The sequence below is a fragment of the Burkholderia sp. BCC1993 genome, from assembly GCF_905339865.1.
Taxonomy (GTDB): domain Bacteria; phylum Pseudomonadota; class Gammaproteobacteria; order Burkholderiales; family Burkholderiaceae; genus Burkholderia.
The window spans coordinates 33,278-53,803 of record NZ_CAJPGZ010000029.1 but is presented as its reverse complement, the minus strand read 5'-3'; the positions used below and the strand labels follow the sequence as shown (position 1 = coordinate 53,803).

At 63.1% G+C, this 20,526-nt stretch carries 21 protein-coding genes; 5 read left to right on the top strand and 16 right to left on the bottom strand.

The genetic code is table 11. The annotated features are described in order from the left end of the window. Nucleotides 1-69: 69 nt before the first annotated feature. The 4 genes from U4Y91_RS34735 to U4Y91_RS34720 all read right to left on the bottom strand — a co-directional run bounded on the left by U4Y91_RS34735 (nt 70) and on the right by U4Y91_RS34720 (nt 2,077). The gene (locus tag U4Y91_RS34735) at nt 70-597 is read right to left on the bottom strand and encodes a hypothetical protein (protein WP_321808868.1); all 528 of its coding nucleotides are present in this window, start codon (nt 595-597) and stop codon (nt 70-72) included. Between the two features lie 46 nt (nt 598-643). Then, nucleotides 644-1,021: a hypothetical protein gene (locus U4Y91_RS34730; protein ID WP_321808867.1), complete on the bottom strand. Its 378-nt coding sequence runs from the start codon at nt 1,019-1,021 to the stop codon at nt 644-646. A 544-nt stretch (nt 1,022-1,565) separates the two neighbouring features. Further along, the gene (locus U4Y91_RS34725) at nt 1,566-1,781 is read right to left on the bottom strand and encodes a hypothetical protein (RefSeq protein WP_321808866.1); all 216 of its coding nucleotides are present in this window, start codon (nt 1,779-1,781) and stop codon (nt 1,566-1,568) included. 68 nt (nt 1,782-1,849) lie between these two features. Beyond that, entirely contained in the window at nt 1,850-2,077 is a 228-nt protein-coding gene (locus tag U4Y91_RS34720; RefSeq protein WP_264835729.1) for a helix-turn-helix domain-containing protein, read from the bottom strand. A 151-nt stretch (nt 2,078-2,228) separates the two neighbouring features. On the opposite strand from U4Y91_RS34720, the gene U4Y91_RS34715 reads away from it, so the two are divergent. Beyond that, a complete protein-coding gene (locus tag U4Y91_RS34715; RefSeq protein WP_321808865.1) occupies nt 2,229-2,924 on the top strand; it encodes an HNH endonuclease in 696 nt (231 codons plus the stop codon). A gap of 24 nt (nt 2,925-2,948) precedes the next feature. Here the strand turns inward: U4Y91_RS34715 and U4Y91_RS34710 are convergent, their stop codons facing one another. The 7 genes from U4Y91_RS34710 to U4Y91_RS34680 form a co-directional block, all read right to left on the bottom strand. Further along, nucleotides 2,949-3,536, bottom strand: a complete 588-nt coding sequence (locus U4Y91_RS34710) for a recombinase family protein (RefSeq protein WP_111016931.1) — start codon at nt 3,534-3,536, stop codon at nt 2,949-2,951. Between the two features lie 143 nt (nt 3,537-3,679). Further along, entirely contained in the window at nt 3,680-4,102 is a 423-nt protein-coding gene (locus U4Y91_RS34705; protein WP_321808864.1) for a surface-adhesin E family protein, read from the bottom strand. Nucleotides 4,103-4,367: 265 nt separating this feature from the next. After that, nucleotides 4,368-6,059, bottom strand: a complete 1,692-nt coding sequence (locus U4Y91_RS34700; RefSeq protein ID WP_321808863.1) for a hypothetical protein — start codon at nt 6,057-6,059, stop codon at nt 4,368-4,370. A 126-nt stretch (nt 6,060-6,185) separates the two neighbouring features. Next, nucleotides 6,186-6,668, bottom strand: a complete 483-nt coding sequence (locus U4Y91_RS34695; protein WP_321808862.1) for an ABC-three component system middle component 2 — start codon at nt 6,666-6,668, stop codon at nt 6,186-6,188. Continuing rightward, entirely contained in the window at nt 6,656-7,690 is a 1,035-nt protein-coding gene (locus U4Y91_RS34690) for an ABC-three component system protein (RefSeq protein WP_321808861.1), read from the bottom strand. Before U4Y91_RS34690 ends, U4Y91_RS34695 begins: the two co-directional genes overlap by 13 nt. Before the next feature lie 311 nt (nt 7,691-8,001). Further along, entirely contained in the window at nt 8,002-9,594 is a 1,593-nt protein-coding gene (locus U4Y91_RS34685) for an ABC-F family ATPase (protein ID WP_321808860.1), read from the bottom strand. A 134-nt stretch (nt 9,595-9,728) separates the two neighbouring features. Further along, nucleotides 9,729-12,035 (bottom strand): AsmA family protein, encoded by a 2,307-nt coding sequence (locus tag U4Y91_RS34680; RefSeq protein ID WP_321808859.1) that lies wholly within the window; start codon nt 12,033-12,035, stop codon nt 9,729-9,731. A 152-nt stretch (nt 12,036-12,187) separates the two neighbouring features. On the opposite strand from U4Y91_RS34680, the gene U4Y91_RS34675 reads away from it, so the two are divergent. Then, entirely contained in the window at nt 12,188-12,889 is a 702-nt protein-coding gene (locus U4Y91_RS34675; protein WP_321808858.1) for an ATP-binding cassette domain-containing protein, read from the top strand. After that, a complete protein-coding gene (locus tag U4Y91_RS34670) occupies nt 12,886-13,689 on the top strand; it encodes an ABC transporter permease (protein WP_321808857.1) in 804 nt (267 codons plus the stop codon). Before U4Y91_RS34675 ends, U4Y91_RS34670 begins: the two co-directional genes overlap by 4 nt. A gap of 42 nt (nt 13,690-13,731) precedes the next feature. Here U4Y91_RS34670 and U4Y91_RS34665 read toward each other — a convergent pair whose 3' ends face one another. From U4Y91_RS34665 to U4Y91_RS34655, 3 genes are all read right to left on the bottom strand, one after another. After that, on the bottom strand, nt 13,732-14,205 hold the full coding sequence (locus U4Y91_RS34665) for a PliI family lysozyme inhibitor of I-type lysozyme (protein WP_321808856.1): 474 nt from the start codon (nt 14,203-14,205) through the stop codon (nt 13,732-13,734). 252 nt (nt 14,206-14,457) lie between these two features. Further along, complete coding sequence (locus U4Y91_RS34660) at nt 14,458-15,009, bottom strand: DUF6013 family protein (RefSeq protein WP_321808855.1); 552 nt, start codon at nt 15,007-15,009, stop codon at nt 14,458-14,460. Between the two features lie 262 nt (nt 15,010-15,271). Next, complete coding sequence (locus U4Y91_RS34655; RefSeq protein WP_124485414.1) at nt 15,272-16,288, bottom strand: zinc-binding alcohol dehydrogenase family protein; 1,017 nt, start codon at nt 16,286-16,288, stop codon at nt 15,272-15,274. A 123-nt stretch (nt 16,289-16,411) separates the two neighbouring features. On the opposite strand from U4Y91_RS34655, the gene U4Y91_RS34650 reads away from it, so the two are divergent. Both U4Y91_RS34650 and serB read left to right on the top strand, forming a co-directional pair. Then, a complete protein-coding gene (locus tag U4Y91_RS34650) occupies nt 16,412-17,359 on the top strand; it encodes a LysR family transcriptional regulator (protein ID WP_124892143.1) in 948 nt (315 codons plus the stop codon). A 215-nt stretch (nt 17,360-17,574) separates the two neighbouring features. Beyond that, the gene (serB, locus tag U4Y91_RS34645; protein WP_321808854.1) at nt 17,575-18,420 is read left to right on the top strand and encodes a phosphoserine phosphatase SerB; all 846 of its coding nucleotides are present in this window, start codon (nt 17,575-17,577) and stop codon (nt 18,418-18,420) included. A 94-nt stretch (nt 18,421-18,514) separates the two neighbouring features. On the opposite strand, the gene U4Y91_RS34640 is transcribed toward serB, so the two are convergent. Continuing rightward, entirely contained in the window at nt 18,515-19,696 is a 1,182-nt protein-coding gene (locus U4Y91_RS34640) for a cystathionine beta-lyase (protein WP_321808853.1), read from the bottom strand. 113 nt (nt 19,697-19,809) lie between these two features. After that, nucleotides 19,810-20,352 carry a hypothetical protein gene (locus U4Y91_RS34635; RefSeq protein WP_321808852.1) on the bottom strand — a complete coding sequence of 181 codons (543 nt, stop codon included), beginning with the start codon at nt 20,350-20,352 and terminating at the stop codon, nt 19,810-19,812. Between the last annotated feature and the right edge of the window lie 174 nt (nt 20,353-20,526).

The window sequence follows — 20,526 nt, the reverse complement described above, 5'->3', positions numbered from 1 at the left end:
GGGAACCTCAGGGCGACTGGTGATGGACTGCGGGGAATTTGGAGATTGCGGCATAGTGGTGTGAGGTCGTTAGGTCGGTGATCCAGGCATCTTGAAACCGAATGCGTTTGAGCCAGGAACCCCGCCCGTAACGCGGTTCTTGATGGATTCCTGGGAGGTGTATGCGTTGAGCGCGCCACCAGCAATCTGGAGGCCAGTCCCGACGAGACTCGGCTGTTGGATGCTGGCTGTTCGTGAGGCTGCTTGTGCGTAGCTGCCACTGAGCTGGTTGACCATCTGCCGCTGTTGAGACGACGCATTGGCCTGCATAGCTGCCACGTCCTGGCCAGCGTTGAAGTTGGCTTCGTTACCTACGCGGTCGTTACTGCCCCCGCCGTTAGTCCCTGAGTCAGCAGCCAGCGCCTGGAGATGACCCGTTTCGATCATCGCCTGGCGGGCTCGCTCGGACATCTGCTCGGCCGCTGCCTGACTCTGCTGGGTCATCTCGTTCTTCGTCTGGGTAACTTGCGAGTCATATGCGGCCTGAGCGGCGTCGCTCTGGCGCTTCGCTGCTTGGCTCTGGCTCACATAGCTGGCTGCCGCAGTAGCGGCACTCATGGCCATGCTCGCAATGGTCATGGTGGTGAGGCTGAGGCTCGCTGGTTCACACACGGCGCGGCACCTCGTAGAAGTAACGGAAGCTCCCCGGAGGGCCTTGTTCAGGCGCTGTATCGCCAATGACAAAACCCAGCCGCACCAGCATCTTGTGAGCTTCCGCGTTGCTCGCTGCCACGGTGTTAGCAAACGGAGCGCGGGGGTCGCGAACACTGTTCAGCCATGCGCGGCCGTGTGCCAGTAGCTCCCGCGCATGCAGACCAACAGCAGCGGAACAGCGCATCCAGGGGACGCTCCATTTCGGGTAACGGACGAGACCAAACACGGCCTCAATCTGACCATCGATCAGCAGCGCCCAGGACTCATCTGATACCCGGACAGATTCCGCAAGGCGAGCTTCGGGCGAACCGGCCCAGGTCAGCGCCATCTCAGCGATGTCCGACTGGCGCAGCTTAGGGGCCAGCTCCGCAGCATCTTCGGGAGTCGCTGGGCGGTACGTGATACGGCCGGATGGGGAAACCGGAGGCCAGCCGGATGGAAGCGTGGAGGGAGTCATAGAGGGTCCTTATGGTGGGCGGAGAATGGACGCGACCAACCCTGCCCGGTGGGCATGGAAGCGAGAAGTGCGGAGGTTCAAAAAACAGGTGTGCTCAGACGCGCTCAGAAACACCCAGGCGGGCTGCTTGCGAGAGTCAGGGTTTAGGCCCTGCCATGCCGCGCCCCTCCAGCGTGTGGGGCGAGAGTGTGGGTTTAGCTCACGTGCGGGTTTAAGCCTGCGAATCCCCGCACTGCCCCATCGGGAAAGGGCTAGAGAGGCGCTTAGAGCGAGAGTCGGGGGATAGACGGGCGAACCGCCCGGAAACCCTTACCCGGCTTACGATTCAGCCGAATGGAAACAAAAAAGCGCCAGCCGTTTCCGGGAGGCGCTTCTAGGGGTGCTGTTGGCTGACCTATCAGCCGTGCTCAGGGGCTCAGGCGGGCGAGCTGGAGACCAACCAGCGGCGCATCACCAGCGCCTCCCAGCTACGGGCTTCCGTGTCTCGGAAGGTTTCCAACAGGCGGGGCTTACGGTTGCGCTCAACGTAGTCACGGAGCAGCAGGAATTCACGGGAGCCGATGCGGAGGGACGCGGCGTGCTGGTCGATGCTGAGGGAGAAACGGCGGGTGCTGATGGTGATCTGGAACATTCGCTAACTCGCTAAGTTATCGGCGCGCCCGATGCGCTACCGTTGTGAACAAGATACCCCCAATGGGGTTATAGGTCAATCAGCTTCTTGCTTGGGTGCTCGCCCAACTTCAACAGCAACAGTTCCCAAGCAGCCAGCGGCATGGCGCGATGATCGCCACTCCCCTCGCTGGCGCTCCACTTGTGCCACGCGTTGACGCTAACGTGGACCAGCGCGGCAGCTTCGCTGCGTGTGATCCCATGCTTCTGGATAATCTTGCGGATTTGCTCCGGTGTGGGCTGCGTGATTTCAGTCATGGCGTTCTCTGCGGCTCTCGTTATGGAACCAAAAGTTTACGCGCTGAGGTAAACCGGTGTCACGCTCTGAATAAAAGCGGCAAAGTTAAACGGATGCGCTAATATCGCCCCGCAGTAGCCCTACCAGAACTATTCACACGATAGACGCCCGATGCAAGCTAATCGCGAGTTGGCCTCCGTTGAGACCGTAACCCACTTCCAAAATAAAGAAACCGAGTATCGGTCTTGGGTATCGACCAACCCAGAGGGGTTCGTGCTGAATATCAGGGCTCCGTGGGAGAGCCACACGCACAAGCTCCACACCGCGCGGTGTAAGCTCAAAGACAATACGGCGAGCAGCACAGGGGCTGCTCCATTTACCGGCGGCGATTATTCCAAGGTCTGCTCGCTTGATCCACGCGCGGTCCTGCGATGGGCAGAGCACAATATCCCTAACGGGACGGCCCGAGTGGAACCCTGCGGCGGCTGCAAACCGGACTTGACGATTGATTTGCGAGACGGCTTCGCGCGCGCTCAGCTGCAACTCGATGGCGAGGTGGCGAAGTCCCTGCGAGATAGCGAGAAGGCTAGACGCCAGCGCCTTGAGCAGGCCCAGACTAAACCGGTTGAACGGTATGTGCTAACCCGCGTATTTGATCGCAATCCGGACGTGATTGCTGAAGTGCTGCACCAAGCGCGCGGTATCTGCGGTGGATGCGGGAAACCAGCACCATTTCAAAGGAAGTCCACGGGGCGGCCCTATCTAGAGGTCCATCACGTGCTCCCCCTTGCACAAGGCGGGCATGACACTGTGGCCAATGCCATCGCCCTTTGTCCGAATTGCCATCGAGAGCAGCACTATGGCTAATTGAAGGCTGGAGTAGCCAGTTCCTCAGCCGCCTGCTTGCACCTTCTCCCGTAGCCGCATGATGGTCTGACGGCTGGTCTTAAAGTCCCGCGCCAGCGCCGCTACAGCCTCCCCCTTGGCCAGCCGCCCAGCCACCTCCGCTTGCTGCTCACTGGTCAATGCCGATGGCCTGCCGAACTGCTTCCCCTCGGTACGCGCTCGCTGGATGCCTGCATTGGTCCGCTCAATCAACAGGTCCCGTTCAAACTCGGCTACGGCGTTCAGTACCTGCATCGTCATCTTCCCTGCTGCGCTAGTCAGGTCCACCCCACCCAAGGCAAGGCAATGGACCTTCACCCCCTGGCCCGCCAGTGCCTCCACCGTGGCCCGTACGTCCATCGCATTGCGGCCCAGCCGGTCCAGCTTGGTCACGACCAGGATATCGCCTGATTCCATGCGGTCAATCAAGCGAGTGAAGCCGGGGCGCTCGGAGGCAGCTACAGAGCCGCTGATGGATTCCTCCACGATGCGCCGCTTGTCGATAGCGAACCCGGCTCGCTCAATCTCTAGGCGCTGGTTTTCGGTGGATTGGTCATGGGTGGACACACGGCAGTAAGCGAAGACGCGGGACATAGCGGAAGCCTGTACGAAAGAGATGTACGAATCTTATGCTATGTCCGAATAGTTTACAAGCTCACTTTCGGACATACCTGACAGCCCATGTCCGAAAGGGAACGGTTTTGGACCTCTAGCTATGCCCCGAAGTGATGCCCCCGCTAACCGTGGGGATGGAGCGCAGCAACTCCGCAAAGCGCCTTCTTAACGCTGTCAGCGACGGACCCTGGAATCGGCTCCTTCGGGTTTGCATCCAAGGATTGGCGTGCCACCATAGCGCCGCCTGAGTCATAAACTGCCCCATCGACAACTGCAAACGTGTTGAGTCGACAGTCAACAACGTATTGCATCATCGCCATCGACACCTTTTGATGGCCATCGTAGGTAACGGCAGGCGAGTATTGATTGCGGACCCAGCCGCGCGCTTTCGTGCCATCAGGGGAGAACTGCGCTGACTCAGCGTCAATCCCTACCTGGACATTCTCCGCGTCAACGATGGTTATCCAATTGGCGGCGCTGGCCGCTTGACCGCATAACCCAAGCAAAACTGCGCATCCAATGACAGTGGCTTTCTTTGTTTTCATTCTTACCCCAGATGGTAGAACCCTCTTTTTTGGAGAATCTTACATCGATCTTCCAACGGCGCGCGCAGAGCTCGCGGCCTAGACACTTGCGAGCTATTTAGATGCGCACGCGTGCGTCAGGGTTTCGTGCGCGTTACCTGATGCGCGTTTAGAGGGCTGCGCGTGGTGCACTCGCGCGTGGAAACGGGAGGGCCACCGGGGGGAATTTCGCGTCGGGACTTTATCAGATACCCCCTCGGAAATTTCCCCAGTACATTTCGGCGAATCATCCGACAGGATAAAATCCCCTGCGAGCACTCGGGGCCTTGCCACTAAATTCATGGATGGGCATCTTCCCGCGCAAATTATCAGGGACTTTTTCATTCTCAATCACGAAAATCTGGCCAAGCCCAGTCCACTTTGATAACCACCGATACATACGCTCCCTGACGGTCTGAAGCGGTACATCCCGAATCTCATTAGACTCAGGATCAGCATAGGCTTTGAGTGGCGAGTCTACGACCACCATTCCCAAATGCGGGTGCCCCCTCTCCAAGGAGTACTCCATCAAAGCTATAACAATCGCCGTAGTCAGTATCCCTCTAACACCTTTTCCATAACTGCTTCTCTTTCTCTCATTAAATGTAAAGTCATATCCCTCTACATCAAACCCCACCGAAGCAATCTCCCCCAATCCCCATGCATTCACTATACAAAGCACACTTTGCGCAACACTGCCACCATCGTCGGACAAGTTTCTTAAAATTGGCGCGCGCGTCGCCTTAGACAACCCACTCAGACGGGTAATTTCAACTTCAAGCGTGTCAATTTCGTCAAACAATCTGAGAACATTAGTTAGCTCTGAGCGCCTTAAAGCGAGCTCCGTAGGGTTCTCAGCAAAGTCGTCCCGAACGTCAATTAATGCAGTCTTTTCCATCTCTTCCACAGCCCTGAGCATCCCTCTTGCGCTCTCTGCACGCTGAGAGAACCCAGCATGACGCTTCTCCTCAGTGACGATAGCCGAGCGCAACCCCCTAGCAAGCCGTTCAATTTTGTGCATTTCGGCTTTCACCGCTTGACGCTGTTGCTCTGGACCAATCTGACTGAGCTCCGCCATATGCTCCTCTGATACCCCAGACGCGCCACAGAGCGGGCATGGTACATTTTCCAGTGCATCAAATAAGGATACACCTTCATCGAGGCTTGATAGCCTTTCGAGATCACTCGTGTATTTGGAATCTAATAGTCTGAAGCGAGCTAAAGTTTCAGACGAATAGTTCAGTCGACTCTCTACTGAACGAAGTTCAGACGCATGTACACTGATACTCTGCCGAATCTCTCTCAACCGTTTAGCGCGTAGCTCTTGCTGCTCGCCAATCCGCCGCAGCGCCGAATCTACCCGAGCAAGCGCGTCGTTTACTTCACCCTTATCCATTGCGGGGTCGATTGAAGCCTTGGCGCGCCCTAGGGCTTCCTCAAGAGCCTCAGCGCCGCCACGAGCCATATAGAGCTCGTCCTTTCCGCGCGCGGGAACAATTGCGGAATCGTCCTTACCAGTTAAAAGAACAGCAAGAGCTGAAGCCCGCTTCGTTCTCTGCACATCACGTTTAGGCCCCGCTAGTGGGTCTTCGCTGATTAGCTGTATCTCAGGCCATAAGCTCCAATACCGGAAATCGTCTGCAGTCATCCGAGCTTTTTCACTCTGTGATCTCATGGTCTGAAATCCCGCAGCTCCGGACAGCTCGACTATGAGGGCTCCCACTTCAACGTCAAGAAGTTGTTCAGGCTTGGCATTCCAATCATCAATTGAGCACCCATAGACCTTAGCTCCACCGCCAGCAAGACCACGGGCAACTGTATATCGCACCCCGTCACGATTTTCAAATTCCAAAAATACGGAATCGTATCCTACACCATAAGGTGGTATTTCTTTCGGAGCGTCCAACCCGCCAAGCATGTACCAAAGACAGGAAAACACGTAAGATTTTCCAGTTTCGCTAGGCCCCCTCAATATTTGAACTGGAGACTCGAAAGTAAGCTCTGCGTCCGCTTTTCCGTCCCCACGCACAACAAGGCGCTTTAATATGATTGCCATTGGATAGCCTTATGCACTCAATGCTTCAAACTCAGCGCCCCAGCGGTGCCCCAAAGCCAGAAATGCCACCGTTAATTCGTCTGACTTGGCATCCCCAAACCGCGCTGCCGCCCAGTTACAACGCTCATCAAGTTTCCTCGCATATTGCGCTGTCTGACTGGCAACTAGCGAGCGCGATTGCTCACCTGGGATGTATGTAATCCCATCGGAATCCATCCGAGCACTGACCAATCCTTTAATACTCATCAGATGAAGAGATTTTTGAAGAAGGGCTCTGCGGCTATGAATCTCACTGCCTCGAAAGGGGACTGGGGTATGAAGACTGACTGGGCCACCAAGGTCCTCCGAATAAATCACTGCATAATCTAGCAACACGAGCTTTTGCAGGTCCGCCCCTCGCCTACCTAACGCAGAAAGCAGATATACCATCCGAAATCCAATTTCAAAAGGAGAGTTAAACGGAGATGGCGTATCTTTATTTATTTTACCCATTTCACCCTTTCCTCATTTGCGAGATGATGGCATGTCCCAGGCAAATCACCCGGCCTGAGTCGATTTGATAGCGGATTATCTGAAACATTAAGCGCTCCAGCAAGCGACAATGCCTTATCCAAACGATCCAATCCCGTCTTCACGCTTGGGCTAGCTATCGCGCGCTTTATGCCAGTATGTACTCCGCTCATCAACTTTTCAAACTCACCAGAAAATACATCCCTACTAAACCGACGCAACCCCTCGGCACAATAGAATTCCTCGCGGCACCCTTGAAAGTGTTCTGAATAGACATCTGCCGTTTGCACTTCTAAAACAGTAAGTGGGTGACCAGCATGTTCAGCATATGCATCAATCAATTGCCGGATGTAAACGTCCTCTTCTTTTGTCGGCACAGACGGTGCATTAGGGTCGTCCCCTCGGACCGGCTCAATTCCGAAGCGCTTAAAATGAGCTGCGGGGTTCTCAGCATGCAGTGTCAGTAGGTCACGAATCTGAAACTCGCGAATTTTAGAAAAATCAAACCGGGTTATTAGCGTAAACAATGCCGTATCGATTTCTGGCTTAACATCCTTGAGGCCTGCCTCTCCTTTTTTCACAGCATCGAGAAAATCAGCCTTCATCCGTAAAGGCTCGCTCATGAGGTCAAACAACTCCGGACCAGCATTCTTCGGCGCACACAGAAAATAGAAGCGCGGCTCTGGGTACGTCCCGTTATGGATATGCCTGAAAAATTTAGCCAGCTCAGGATAAAATTGCGACCTGGACACTGTGCTTTGGTAGTGCTTCCCTTGGAATAAGTCCCATTGCCCTTTGGTGCGCGGTTCGCATAGCCGCGCCTCGATGTCACGGCCTGCGTCTCCCGGTCCGCCCAATCTCCTAACGGAAGTGTATTCTTTACCGCCCCCTGAGTTGCACAGACAGCACTCTTCTACAAACTGCTCCCACTCTTCAGGGGTGAACAGCAGCACGAGTCTAGAGGGGGCAAAGCCCGAAGGATTGATCTTGTATTTCGCCGCCATGATTCGATAACCCCGTATCTCGACCTATCTGCCTTTATTAGTACGGGAACTTTAATTCGAAACGTGCGGGAAGCCAACCAGCTAATGTTTCGAGGCGGTGCGTGCTTGCAGGCCTTGGGTTGCCATCGCGATGAGCAATAGAAAAAGGCCCACACCGACAATCTGCCGATGTGGGCCTTCCGTGTTCCTAGCGAGCACCTACGCGTCCCGCCTAGTGTCCTCTAGAGAGAAGCACCACGTTGTCCCAACGGGACAATTCCGTGGGACAATCCGGGACACATGAACGGTGGTCTTGGGACAAACCGGCGGTTTTACTCCTGCCCCTGACTCGTCAGGAACTCCTCGTAATTCCCGCCGAAGTCGAACAGCGTGCCGTCCGTGCGCACTTCGATGATCCGGTTCGCCAGCCCGCTCACGAATTCGCGGTCGTGCGACACGAAGATCAGCGTGCCTTCGAACTGCTCGAGCGCGATCTGCAGCGACTCGATCGACTCCATGTCCATGTGGTTGGTCGGCTCGTCCATCAGCAGCACGTTGTGGCGGCCGAGCATCAGCTTGCCCCAGATCATGCGGCCCTTCTCGCCGCCCGACAGCACCTTCACCGACTTCCTGATGTCGTCCGACGAGAACAGCAGGCGGCCCAGCGTGCCGCGCACCATCGTTTCGTCGTCGCCGTCCTTGCGGTACTGGTCGATCCAGTCCATCAGCGTGATGTCGTTCGGGAACTCCTCGTACGTATCCTGCGGCATGTAGCCGACGTTCGCGTTCTCCGACCACTTCACCGTGCCGTGCTCGAGTTCGAGCGCGCCGAGCAGCGAACGCAGCAGCGTCGTCTTGCCCGCGCCGTTCTCGCCGATGATCGCGATGCGCTCGCCCGGCTGAACCGACAGGTTGAAGTTCTGGAAGATCGTGCGCTCGTACTTCTTCGTGATGTCTTCGGCGACCACCGCGACGTTGTGCAGCTTCTTCTCGAACTCGAAGCGGATGAACGGGTTCTGACGCGACGACGGCTTGAATTCCTCGATCTTGATCTTGTCGATCTGCTTCGCGCGGCTCGTCGCCTGGCGGGCCTTCGACTTGTTCGCCGAGAAGCGGCGCACGAAGTCCTGCAGCTCGGCCACGCGTTCCTTCGCACGCGTATTCGCCGCGGCCTGGCGCTCGCGCGCCTGTGCCGATGCGAGCATGTAGTCGTCGTAGTTGCCCGGCCAGACCTTCAGCGTGCCGAAGTCCATGTCGGCCATGTGCGTGCACACCGAGTTCAGGAAGTGACGATCGTGCGAGATGATGATCATCGTCGAGTTGTACTCGTTGAGCGTTTGCTCGAGCCAACGGATCGAGTTGATGTCGAGGTTGTTGGTCGGTTCGTCGAGCAGCAGCACGTCCGGCTTCGAGAACAGCGCCTGTGCGAGCAGCACGCGCAGCTTCCAGCCCGGCGCGACGTCGGCCATCGTGCCGGTGTGGAACTTCTCCTCGATGCCGATGCCGAGCAGCAGCGCGCCCGCGCGCGCTTCTGCGTCGTAGCCGCCGTATTCGGCGAACTTGCCTTCGAGCTCGGCCGCGTGCATGTAGTCGTCGTCGGTGGCTTCCGGGTTCGCGTAGATCGCGTCGCGCTCGGTCATCGCAGCCCACATTTCGGTGTGACCCATCATCACGACGTCGAGCACGCGGACGTCTTCATACGCGAACTGGTCCTGGCGCAGCTTGCCCAGGCGCACGTTCGGCTCCAGCGCGACGTTGCCGGCGCTCGACTCGAGGTCGCCGCCCAGGATCTTCATGAAGGTCGACTTGCCGCAGCCGTTCGCGCCGATCAGACCATAGCGGTTGCCCTCGCCGAATTTGACCGAGATGTTCTCGAACAAGGGCTTCGGCCCGAATTGCATCGTGATGTTGGCAGTAGAAAGCACGGCAGGTCCCGTAAGAGAGAAATCGACGGAAAACCGTGTATTTTAGCAGGTGTCGGAGAAACTGCCGACCGCACTGTTCCGGCCCCGCCAGCCGGGCCGCCGCGCGCGGCGCCGGCGCCTCCCTTCGGGTGCGCTTACTTGCCTTCCTTCGCCGCGCGCTGCTGCGCCGCCTTCTCCTTCATTTGCCCGAACAGCTCCGCGCATGGCACGTCGCGGTTGTTGCTCGGCGCGATCAGCGGAATCAGCGCCGCGAACGGGTTGATCAGGCCGAGCCCGACCATCGCGCCGGCGCGCAGCGCGAGCGCACCCGCGTCGACGCCGACCTTCGGGTTCTTGAACGTGCCCTTCGCATACAGCGGCGAGCGCAGCGAGAAGACCCGGAAACCCTTCGTGTGCGGGTGGATCTTCAGGTCGATCGATTCGTCGCGCAGGTTGACCGGGCCGTCGACGTTGATCAGCGCATCGTCCGTATCGAGCGCGAACACCTTCGGGTCGAGCATCCCGTCGGTCGCGACGAAGTCGATCGCCGCGCAGTTGATGTTCACGTCGCGGGTGCCGAACAGCTTCTCGTAGACGACGTTCGCGACGTTCAGCCCCGCCGCCTCCATCAGCAGCAGGCTGATGCGGCCATCCGTGATGAGCGCCTTCACTTCGCCGGTCGACGTACCCGCGAGCGCGGCCGGCGAGTTGCCGGTCGCCGACAGCGACGCGTCGCCGTTGATTTCGCCGAGCGCGGTCTGCATCACCTTCTGCGTCGGGAACAGCTGCTTGAGCCTCAGGTGACGCGCGGACAGCGTGAAGCGGCCCTTGAGCGGCGTGCTGCTGCCGTCCAGATGCGCGGTCGTCGCGAGCGTGCCGCCCGCGACGCCGAACTGCAGCGGCTCGAGCGTCAGCACGCCGTCCTGCAGCAGAACGTGCGTGTACAGGTCGGTAATCGGCAGCTGCGGGCTCTTGATCAGCTTGCGGCCGGTGAACTTCACGTCCGCGTCGATCGCGCTCCAGCGCTCGGTGCGGAACCTCGAAACCGGCAGCACGCGGTCCGCCGGCTGGCGCGTCGTGTCGCCGCGCTTGGCCTTGCTCGCGGCCGTGTCGGCGCCGATCACCGGCGCGAGGTCGGAGAACTGCAGCAGTTTCGACTCGAGCTCGCCCGACAGCTTGGGCCGCGGCTCGCGCTGCGCCCAGGTGAGCGTGCCGCGCAGATCGCTGCCGCCCACGCGGCCGTTGAAGTCCTCGTAGCGGAACGTGCTGGCGCCCTGCTTGATGTTGCCGATCAGCCGCCCTTCGGTCGCATACGGCGGCGTGTCGGGCAGCGTGATGCCGGTAATCTGGTAGAGGTGCGACATCGACGTGCCCTGCAGCCATAGCCGCAGGTCGAGCGCCGCGAGATGCATCGGGTCGGTCAGCGTGCCGACGATCGCGAGCCGCGTGTCGCCGGCCTTCACGTCGGCCTGCAGCGGGAACGGCTGCGTCGACCTCTCGATCGCCAGCACGCCGCCCACCTTGCCGGTGCCGCTGATCGGCACGTTCTTGTAGCGGCCGTCGACCTTGAGCCCGAACGCATAGGTCGGGCCGGACGGCTTCGCGGGCGCGGCGGCCGCCGACGCACCGGATGCACCTGACGCACCGCTCGTGCCGGATGCCGGCGCGGCCATCGATGCAGAGGAAACCGAAGTAGCCGGAGCGGCGCCGGACGCACCCGATGCCGCGACGGCAGACGCCCCGCTCGCCGCCTGCGGCGCCGACGCACCCGATGCGGCTTCCGCACTCGCCTTCGCGCTCAATTGCGCGGCGCCGTGCTTGCCGACGCGCTGGGCCGATGCCGCACGCGACGTCTGTTCCTGTTCCTTCAGCACGTCGCCGAGCGGAATCGGCTGGCCGAGCGTATCGATCGCGACCGTGAGATCGGCCTTCGTGATCGCATCGCGATACGTGACGATGCCCTTCGCGAACCCGAAGCTGTCGAGCCGCACCTTCCACGGCGACGGCTGCGCTGGTTGCTTGAACTGGAAGGTCCACGTATTGCGGCCGTCGGCGAGCCGCTCGAGGTCGACCGCGGGATTGACGACATCGATCGACGGAATGACGATTTCGTGCGCGAGGAGCGGCAGGATGGCGAGATCGAAATGCGCGGCATCGACCGTGACGAACCTGGGCCCCTTCGCCCAGTCCGGATTGCCGATCTCGAGTTGCGTAGCCGAGAAGCTCGGCCAGGGTACCCATGCGCGCCAGCCGGTCTCGCCGTCCGGGCGACGCCAGCCGACCTTGAGATCGCCGTTGATCGCAAACGAACGGCCAAGCGCGGTACTCACATGTTCGTTGACCCACGGTTTCGCGCGGTTCCAGTCGAACGTGACGATAAAAATGCCGGCGGCCGCGATGATCAGTGCGACGATGCAGACGATCCATGCAGCCGATTTGCCGATGGCTCGGGCTAGCGTCATGGCGATTCCGTTGTTGTTATGCAGAGTGTGCACGCCATGTCGGGCCACGTGCGTGAATGAACGAAGCACGACACTGGCGGCTTTTCAATCTGTATTATGACGCACGCTCCGACAACGCCTCGGCGCCATTAACGCTTTTTTTCATTTGTGACATGACAGCCCCGACCGGTCTCATCGATGCGCAGCACATCACGCGCCGCGACGCCAGCAGCGGCAAGACATTGCTGGCGCCGACCGACTTCAGCCTCGCCGCGGGATCGCGAATTGCTATCACCGGACCATCGGGTTCCGGCAAGAGCGTGCTGCTGCGCGCGCTCGCGCTGCTCGATCCGCTCGACGGCGGTCAGATCCTGTGGCGCGGCCAGCGGATCAGGCGCGGCGCGATTCCGCGCTACCGGCGCAGCGTCGCCTACGTGCGCCAGCGACCCGCGCAGATGGACGGCACCGTCGAGGCGCAATTGCGCTATCCGTACTCGCTCGCGATCTATCGCGACGCGACGTTCGACCGTGCGCGCGCCGAAGCGCTCGCGGCCCGCGCCGGTCGCGGCGCCGATTTTCTCGACAAGCGCGCGAGCGAACTGTCGGGCGGCGAAGCGCAGATCGCCGCGCTGCTGCGCGTGCTGCAACTCGACCCCGACGTGCTGCTGCTCGACGAGCCGACGTCCGCGCTCGACCCCGACTCCACGCGCGCGATCGAAGCGCTCGTCGGCGCCTGGTTCGACGCGGCACCCGATGCGCGCGCCTGCATGTGGATCTCGCACGATCCGGCGCAGGCCGCACGGATCGGCACGATGCGGCTCGTGATGCAGGCCGGCGTGCTGCACGCCGCGAGCACGACGGAGGCCGCACGATGAGCCCGGCACTGCAGGATCTGAGTCTCGTCGACGTCGGCATCGCCGCCGCGCTCGTCGCGGTCAACGGCGCGATCTCGGCGGCGCTGTCGCTCGGCCTCGGGCGCAAGCTCGCGCTCGCCGCCGTGCGCACCGTCGTGCAGCTGCTCGCGATCGGCTACGTGCTCGGCTGGGTGTTCGGCCATCCGCACTGGACCGTCGTGCTGCCGCTGACCGCGTTGATGACGCTGATCGCAGGCTTTGCGGGTGCCGGCCGCGGCAAGCACACGTATCGCGGACAGCGCGTCGACAGCATCGCGTCCATCTGGTTCAGCAGCTGGTTCGTCGCGGCGATCGGGCTGTTCGTCGTGATCCGCATTCATCCGTGGTACGCACCGCAATATGCGATCCCGATCCTCGGGATGATCCTCGGCAATACGCTCACGGGCGTGTCGCTCGGCGTCGAACGGATGATGGAGGAACTGACGGCACGGCGCGACCGCGTCGAGACCGCGCTCGCGCTCGGCGCGACGCGCTGGGAAGCCGCGCAGGACGCCGCGCGCCAGGCCGTGCGCGCGGGCATGCTGCCGACGCTCAACCAGATGGCCGTCGTCGGCGTCGTGAGCCTGCCGGGGATGATGACCGGCCAGGTGCTGGCCGGCCAGTCGCCGCTGCAGGCCGTGCGCTACCAGATCGTGATCATGTTCCTGATCGCCGCGGCGTCCGCGCTCGGCACGGTCGGCGCGGTGCTGATGACGTATCGCCGGTTGTTCTCCGCCGATCACCGCTTTCTCGCATCGCGGCTCGAGGAACGCGCGCATTGACGCGCGGCGCCGCGACCCACGCGGCATTTGCTCGGCGTGCGGTCAGCGGGCGCTGCGGCGTTTGCCGAGGGCCTGGCGCAACGCGGCCGTGACATCGGCGTCGGGCGCCAGCCCGTCGACCGACGCGATGAGCCGCACCGCGCGCGGTGTCGTCACATAGGCCTGCGCGCCGACATAACCGCCGCTGCCGGCCGAGCGCGTCGTGACGACGAGCGCCTGCGGCGCACGCGCACCGAGGTCGGCCGTGAAGGCGTCGGCGACGGTGCCGTCACGCGCATGCAGCACACCGGTTACGTAGTCGTCCGTATCGAAGCCGGGCGCGGCATGCGCGGTCGAATACACGCGCACCGCATAGCTGCCGGTCGAGCACGGTTCGAGTGCGCCGCTCGACACGACGGCGACCTGCTGTCGCGACGGCAGCTCGACTTTCTTCGCGAAGCTGCAATCGTCGTCCGCCTGCGCATGGGTGACGACGAACGCAGCGGCTGACAGCAGCGCGCGCATGCAATGTTTCATCGGGATGTCGTGCGGGGAAGAGGGAGAAGCCCGGGAGGATAGCGTGACATCCGCATGACGTCACGCGCGCCGCGGGGCGAATGGCCGCGCTGTGGGTGCACACCGGACGTGACTCACGTCAAACCTCAAACAACGGAAACGCCCGAAGCCGCGCGCCACGAAACCGTCACGCGCGGCCCTGCCCGGATCACCGGATACGCATCGCGGTTGGTTGCGCACGCACCGGACGTCTCGCCGGCCCGCGCGCACCGCTCAGCGCTTGATCGACACCGTCACTTTCGTGCCGTCGCTCATCGAGACGGACTTCGACCCGCCATTGGTCGACATCGACACCCACTTGACCTGACTCACCGACACGACATCCGGGCACTGCAGCGACTTGCCGCCCGCGCTCACATTGCGCGTGCCTTTCGGCGCGGCCGCCTGGAAGCTCATCTGCACGTTCGCGATCCCCTTCGCGTCGACCGACGGCGCGAGCCGCACCTGGGTCTGGCGCACCATCGCGCCGTTCGCGTCGCGCGGCAGGTTGTCGGCGTTCGGGCAACCCTCCGGCATCGCGACCGCGCCGCCCGGCGGCACCGACTTCCAGTTGAAGTCGTCCGTTTCGCCCGAGCGGATCTTGCGGGTCTCCTGCGTATTGCCGAAGGTCTTCGAATCGACCTTGACGGTGTATTCGAGCTGCCCTGTCCCGCCGCCCTTCAGGCTGCCCTTGACCGGCGGCGCCGCGAATACGCTCGCGCTGACGCACGCCGCCGCGAACACGGCAGACCACGATGCGGCGACTGACAAGCTGCGTTGGCTCATGCTGACCTCCTTGTAATGCGGCGGCACGCGCGTGCCGCGCGGTTTTCGATGCATGATGCGTTGCCAGTCTACCGCCAAGCGGCATGCAATGCGCCGCAAACGCATCGGGTGTTACCCCGCTTGCGTTCGCGACGCGGCATCCCTTACGCGCGACGCCGTCGCTCGAGAACACGCCGGGCGGCCCCGGGTTTTCCGCCCCGAGGGAAGTCCCCTTGGGGGATGCCCCCTGGCGCCTGGCGCGAAGCGACGGGTCCGGGGGCACTCAGAAGCCGCTCAGCACCAGCTTGCCGATCGCGCGCCCGGCCTCGAGCAGCTGATGCGCGCGCCGCACGTTCGCGGCGTTGATCGTGCCGAGCTGTTCGCCGAGCGTCGTGCGCAGCGTGCCGCCGTCGACGAGCCGGGCCACCTCGCTCAGGATCTTGTGCTGCTCGATCATGTCCGGCGTCTCGAACATCGCGCGCGTGAACATGAATTCCCAGTGAAACGCGGCGCTCTTCGCCTTCAGTTGCTCGACCGGAATCGGCTTCTCGTTCTCGACGATCGTGCAAATGCCGCCCTGCGGCCGGATAACTTCCGCCGCGGCAGGGAAATGACGGTCCGTGTCGTTGAAGATCAGCACGTAGTCCACGCTCGGGTGGCCGATTTCACGCAGTTGCGCGGGCAGGTCGCCGAAATGATCGACCACGTCGTCCGCGCCGAGCGAGCGCACCCATTCGGCCGACGCCGGCCGCGACGCGGTCGCGATCACGCGCAGCCCGGCGAGCGTCTTCGCGAGCTGGATCGCGATCGAACCCACCCCGCCCGCGCCGCCGATGATCAGCACCGACTTGCCCGCGTCCGCGCCCTGCGGCGACACGCGCAGCCGGTCGAACAGTGCCTCCCAGGCGGTCAGCGCGGTGAGCGGCAACGCGGCCGATGCCGCGAAATCGAGCGAGCGCGGCTTGAGCGCGGCGATCCGCTCGTCGACCGCGTGGAATTCGCTGTTCGCGCCGGGCCGCGTGATGCTGCCCGCGTAGAACACCTCGTCGCCCGGCCGGAACAGCGTGACCTCGGCACCGACCGCGACGACCGTACCGGCCGCATCCCAGCCGAGCACGCGCGGCGTCTCCTCGACCTGCGGTTTCGGCGCGCGCACCTTCGTGTCGACCGGGTTCACGGAGATCGCCTCGACCTTCACGAGCAGGTCGCGCGGGCCCGGCACCGGTTGCGGCAGTTCCACGTCGACGAGCGCCTGCGGGTCGTCGATCGGCAGGTAACGGGTCAGTCCAACGGCTTTCATCACGACACTCCTTCAGGGAAATCGGGCGGGCCGCGGCGCAGCCCCATGCATGCCATCGTAGGCGCCCCGATCCTTCGAGAAAACCGCTATATTTCCTGAAACATTTTCAGGAATTCCAGAATAATGACGTCCGATCCGATCCCCGCCCCCGACAAGCCGCTCGACCTGCTCGACGTCGGCCTGTTCGTGCGCGCCGCGCTGCTCGCGAACGTGAGCGCGGCCGGGCGCGAGTTCGGCGTATCGGCCGCGGTCGCGAGCGCGCGCATCGCGCAGCTGGAGCGCCAGCTCGGCGCGCGGTTGCTGCATCGCACCACGCGCCGCATCAGCCTGACGCAGGACGGCGAAGTCTTCATGGCCCGCGCCGAGGCGCTGCTGTCGGCCGCCGACGCCGCGCGCGCATCGGTCGGCCACGGCCGCAGCGAGCCGTACGGGCGGCTGAAGGTGTCGATGTCGTCGTCGTTCGGCCGCCAGCACGTCGCGCCGGTGATTCCCGCGTTCCTGCGCCGCTACCCGTCCGTATCGCTCGACCTGCGGCTGTCCGACGAGATCGTCGACCTCGTCGACGACGGCTACGACGTCGCGATCCGCCTCGGCGCGCTGAAGGATTCGACGCTGGTCGCGCGCAGGCTCGCCGCGAACCGGCGCGTGCTGTGCTGCTCGCCCGCGTATCTCGCCGAACACGGCACGCCGCGCCATCCGGCCGACCTCGCGCAGCACGAATGCGTGATCCTCGGCGACCAGCGCGACTGGTCGTTCGTCACGCCGCAAGGCCCGCTCACCGTGCGGGTCGGCGGCCGGCTCGTCGCGAGCAATGGCGAGGCGATCCGCGAAGCGCTCGTCGACGGCTTCGGCATCGCGATCAAGTCGACCTGGGACGTCGGCCCGCTGCTCGCGAGCGGCGCGCTCGTCACCGTACTCGACGACTACCCGTTCGCGAACGACGTCGCGATCTGGGCCGTCTATCCGAGCCGCGCGCACGTGCCGCTGAAGACGCTCGCGTTCATCGCGTTCCTGGCCGAACACTTCGGCGACCCGCCTTACTGGGATCGCGACCGGCAATCGCACGAATAGCCCGAATAGCCCGCACCGTCCGCCGAATCGCCGTGCGTGCGGCACCCGGCACGGCGCCCGCGCCGGTTCCCGGCGGCGATCCGGTCGCGCCCGGATACCAACCGGCTACAATGGCGCGTTCGCGACGCAACGGCCCGATGCCGAACCGGGCCCGCGTTCGCAGGCGGCCGCACGCCGGCCGCGCACGCGTTTCATTCGCTTCCAAACATTCCGTCATGACCCACAACCTCGTCATCCAGAGTCTCGCGCCGTTGTCGGACGCTCATCACAAACCGCTGCTCGCGCTGTCGCGCGGCACCCGCATCGTGCAGACCGACGATCACGCGCTGCGCATCGAAAACGCCAACCCCGCGCAGCGTCTCGACATCGACGCGTACTGCGGCACGCATGCGCTCGACTTCGGCTTCGTCGAAGCCGGCCGCGCGCTGGGCGATTTCGGGCTCGTCGTGATGGACATGGACTCGACGCTGATCACGATCGAATGCATCGACGAGATCGCCGATTTCTGCGGGCTGAAAACGCAGGTCGCCGAGATCACCGAGGCGTCGATGCGCGGCGAGATCCGCGATTTCAACGAAAGCCTCACGCGCCGCGTCGCGCTGCTCGCGGGGCTCGACGCGCAGGCGCTCGAGCGCGTGTACGAAGAACGGCTGCAGCTGTCGCCGGGCGCGGAGACGATGCTCGCCGGCGTGAAGGCCGCGGGCCTGAAGACGCTGCTCGTGTCGGGCGGCTTCACGTTCTTCACCGAGCGCCTGAAGGCGCGCCTCGGCCTCGACTTCGCGCACGCGAACACGCTCGAGATCGTCGACGGCAAGCTGACCGGCAAGGTGCTCGGCGAGGTCGTCAACGCCGACGTCAAGGCGCGCCTGCTGCGCGATACCTGCGCATCGCTCGGCATCGAGCCGAGCCGCGCGATCGCGATGGGCGACGGCTCGAACGACCTGAAAATGATGGCCGAAGCCGGGCTGTCGGTCGCGTTCCACGCGAAGCCCGTCGTGCGCGATGCGGCCACCGTCGCATTCGACCACGTCGGCCTCGACGGGCTGCTGCGGCTGTTCTGATTTCTGATCCGCGCCAGCCGCCCATGAAAAACGCCCGCGCGATGTTGCATCGCGCGGGCGTTCTGCGTTCTGTTGTTCCGCTCGGGTTCGGTGCTCAGCCGAGCGTGGACTGCATCGCGCGCTCGATATCCGCGCGCAGGTCGGTTTCGTCTTCGAGACCGACGTAGAAGCGTACCAGCGTGCCGCGATGCGGCCAGTCCGTGCGCATCGACGCCACGTCGTAAGGCATCGCGAGGCTGCACGCGCCGCCCCAGCTCCAGCCGATCGCGAACAGCTCGAGCGCCTCGACGAAACGATCGATCTGCTCGGCACTGTAGCGCTCGTCGAACACCACCGAGAACAGCCCGCCCGCGCCGCTGAAGTCGCGCATGAACGATGCGTGCCCCGGACAGTCCGGCAGTTGCGGGTGCAGCACGGCCGCGATCTCCGGCCGCCCCTTCAGCCATTGCGCGAGCGCGAGTGCGCTCTTGCTGTGCGCATCGAAGCGCACCTGCATGCTCGGCAGGCTGCGCAGCACGAGCGAGCAGTCGTCGACCGACACGCCGATCCCGCAGCGCATCCGTGCGAGCTTCAGTTGCGCCTGCAGCGCCGCGCTCGCGGTGATCGTCGCGCCCATCAGCACGTCGCTGCCGCCCGATTGATACTTGGTCAGCGCCTGCACCGAGATGTCGACGCCATGCTCGAACGGCTTGAACGCGAGCCCGGCCGAATACGTGTTGTCGATCGCGGTGACGATGCCGCGCGCCTGCGTGACCGCCGTGATCGCACGCACGTCGGGCACTTCCATCGTCACCGAGCCCGGCGCCTCGATCCAGATCAGCCGCGTGTTCGGCTGGATCAGGTCGGCGATGCCGGCGCCGACGAGCGGATCGTAGAAGCGCGCGGTGATGCCGAAATCCTTCGCGAGCCAGTTGCCGAAATCGGCGTTCGGCCCGTAGACGTTGTGCGGGATCAACACGTCGTCGCCCGCCTTCACGATCCCGAAGTAGACGTTCATGATCGCCGCGAGACCCGACGGCTGCAGCAGTGCATGCGTGCCGCCTTCGATCTCGGCGAGCCGCTGCGCGAGCGCGAGCGACGTCGGGGTCGCATGCAGCCCGTAGCGCCACTGGTTGTCGTTGTGCCAGACCAGCGCGCGCATCGTCGCGAGATCGGGGAACACGACCGTCGATGCACGTTCGACCGGCGGCACGAACGAACGGAAGCCATCCGGGATGTTGTCGTCGGGTTGAACGATGCGGGTCTGGAGTGCGCGCTTCGGAGTGGATGCAGTCATGGCAGGAGGCCCGGAGAAAGGCCGTTCGGTTGCGGAATAGGTCGCTAGGTTAGCCAAAATCGGCGCGGTTGGCCCGGTACAATGCGCGCCGCATGCGCCGAGCCAGCGCGCGCTCAGTCGTCGGTGCGCAGATTGACCACGTTCCCGACCGTCTCGATTTCCTGCACGCGGCCGTCGCGTACCTGCAGCGCCGCGCGCTTGCCCGGCGCCAGGCGCAGCACGACGGGTTGCGGATCCGATTCGTCCGAGTTCATCCGGTCGGCCTTCAGCTCGCCCGTCGCGTCGAAGCGGCCGATCCACACGCCCGTGATGTTCGTTCCGTCGTTCGATTCCTCGATCTCGAGCGTGTCGCCGTCGCGATCGCCGGCGAGCAGCACCACCTCGCCCGTGTCCGTGAACTGGTATTCGCCGTGCACGCCCGCCTCGTCCGTCTTCGGGCCGAGATGCACGACGATCGGCCGATCGCCGAGCGTGCCTTCGTAACGCGGCAGGCGGGCGAATTCCGGATTCGGCCGCAGCGGCCGGGCGGGCGCCGCTTCATCCTGCTGCGCGCCCGGCGCGGCGGCCTGTGCCGCGACCACGCCCGGCATCGCGAGGCCCGCCGCCAGCGCGCCGGCAATCACCAGCGCCCGTTGCCATTGCGAATATCGACCCACCTTGTGTTGCTCCTTGCTTCAGATTCGCTCGAAAATCGCGGCGACATGCTGCGCGTCGCCGATGCACATCGATCGCCACGCGCGCGTGGCGACCGCCGATGCGCACGCGCCGAGCGCGGTACGCACACCGCTCGCCAGCCGTTCACGTCGCCCGTCATCCGGGCGTCGAGTGAA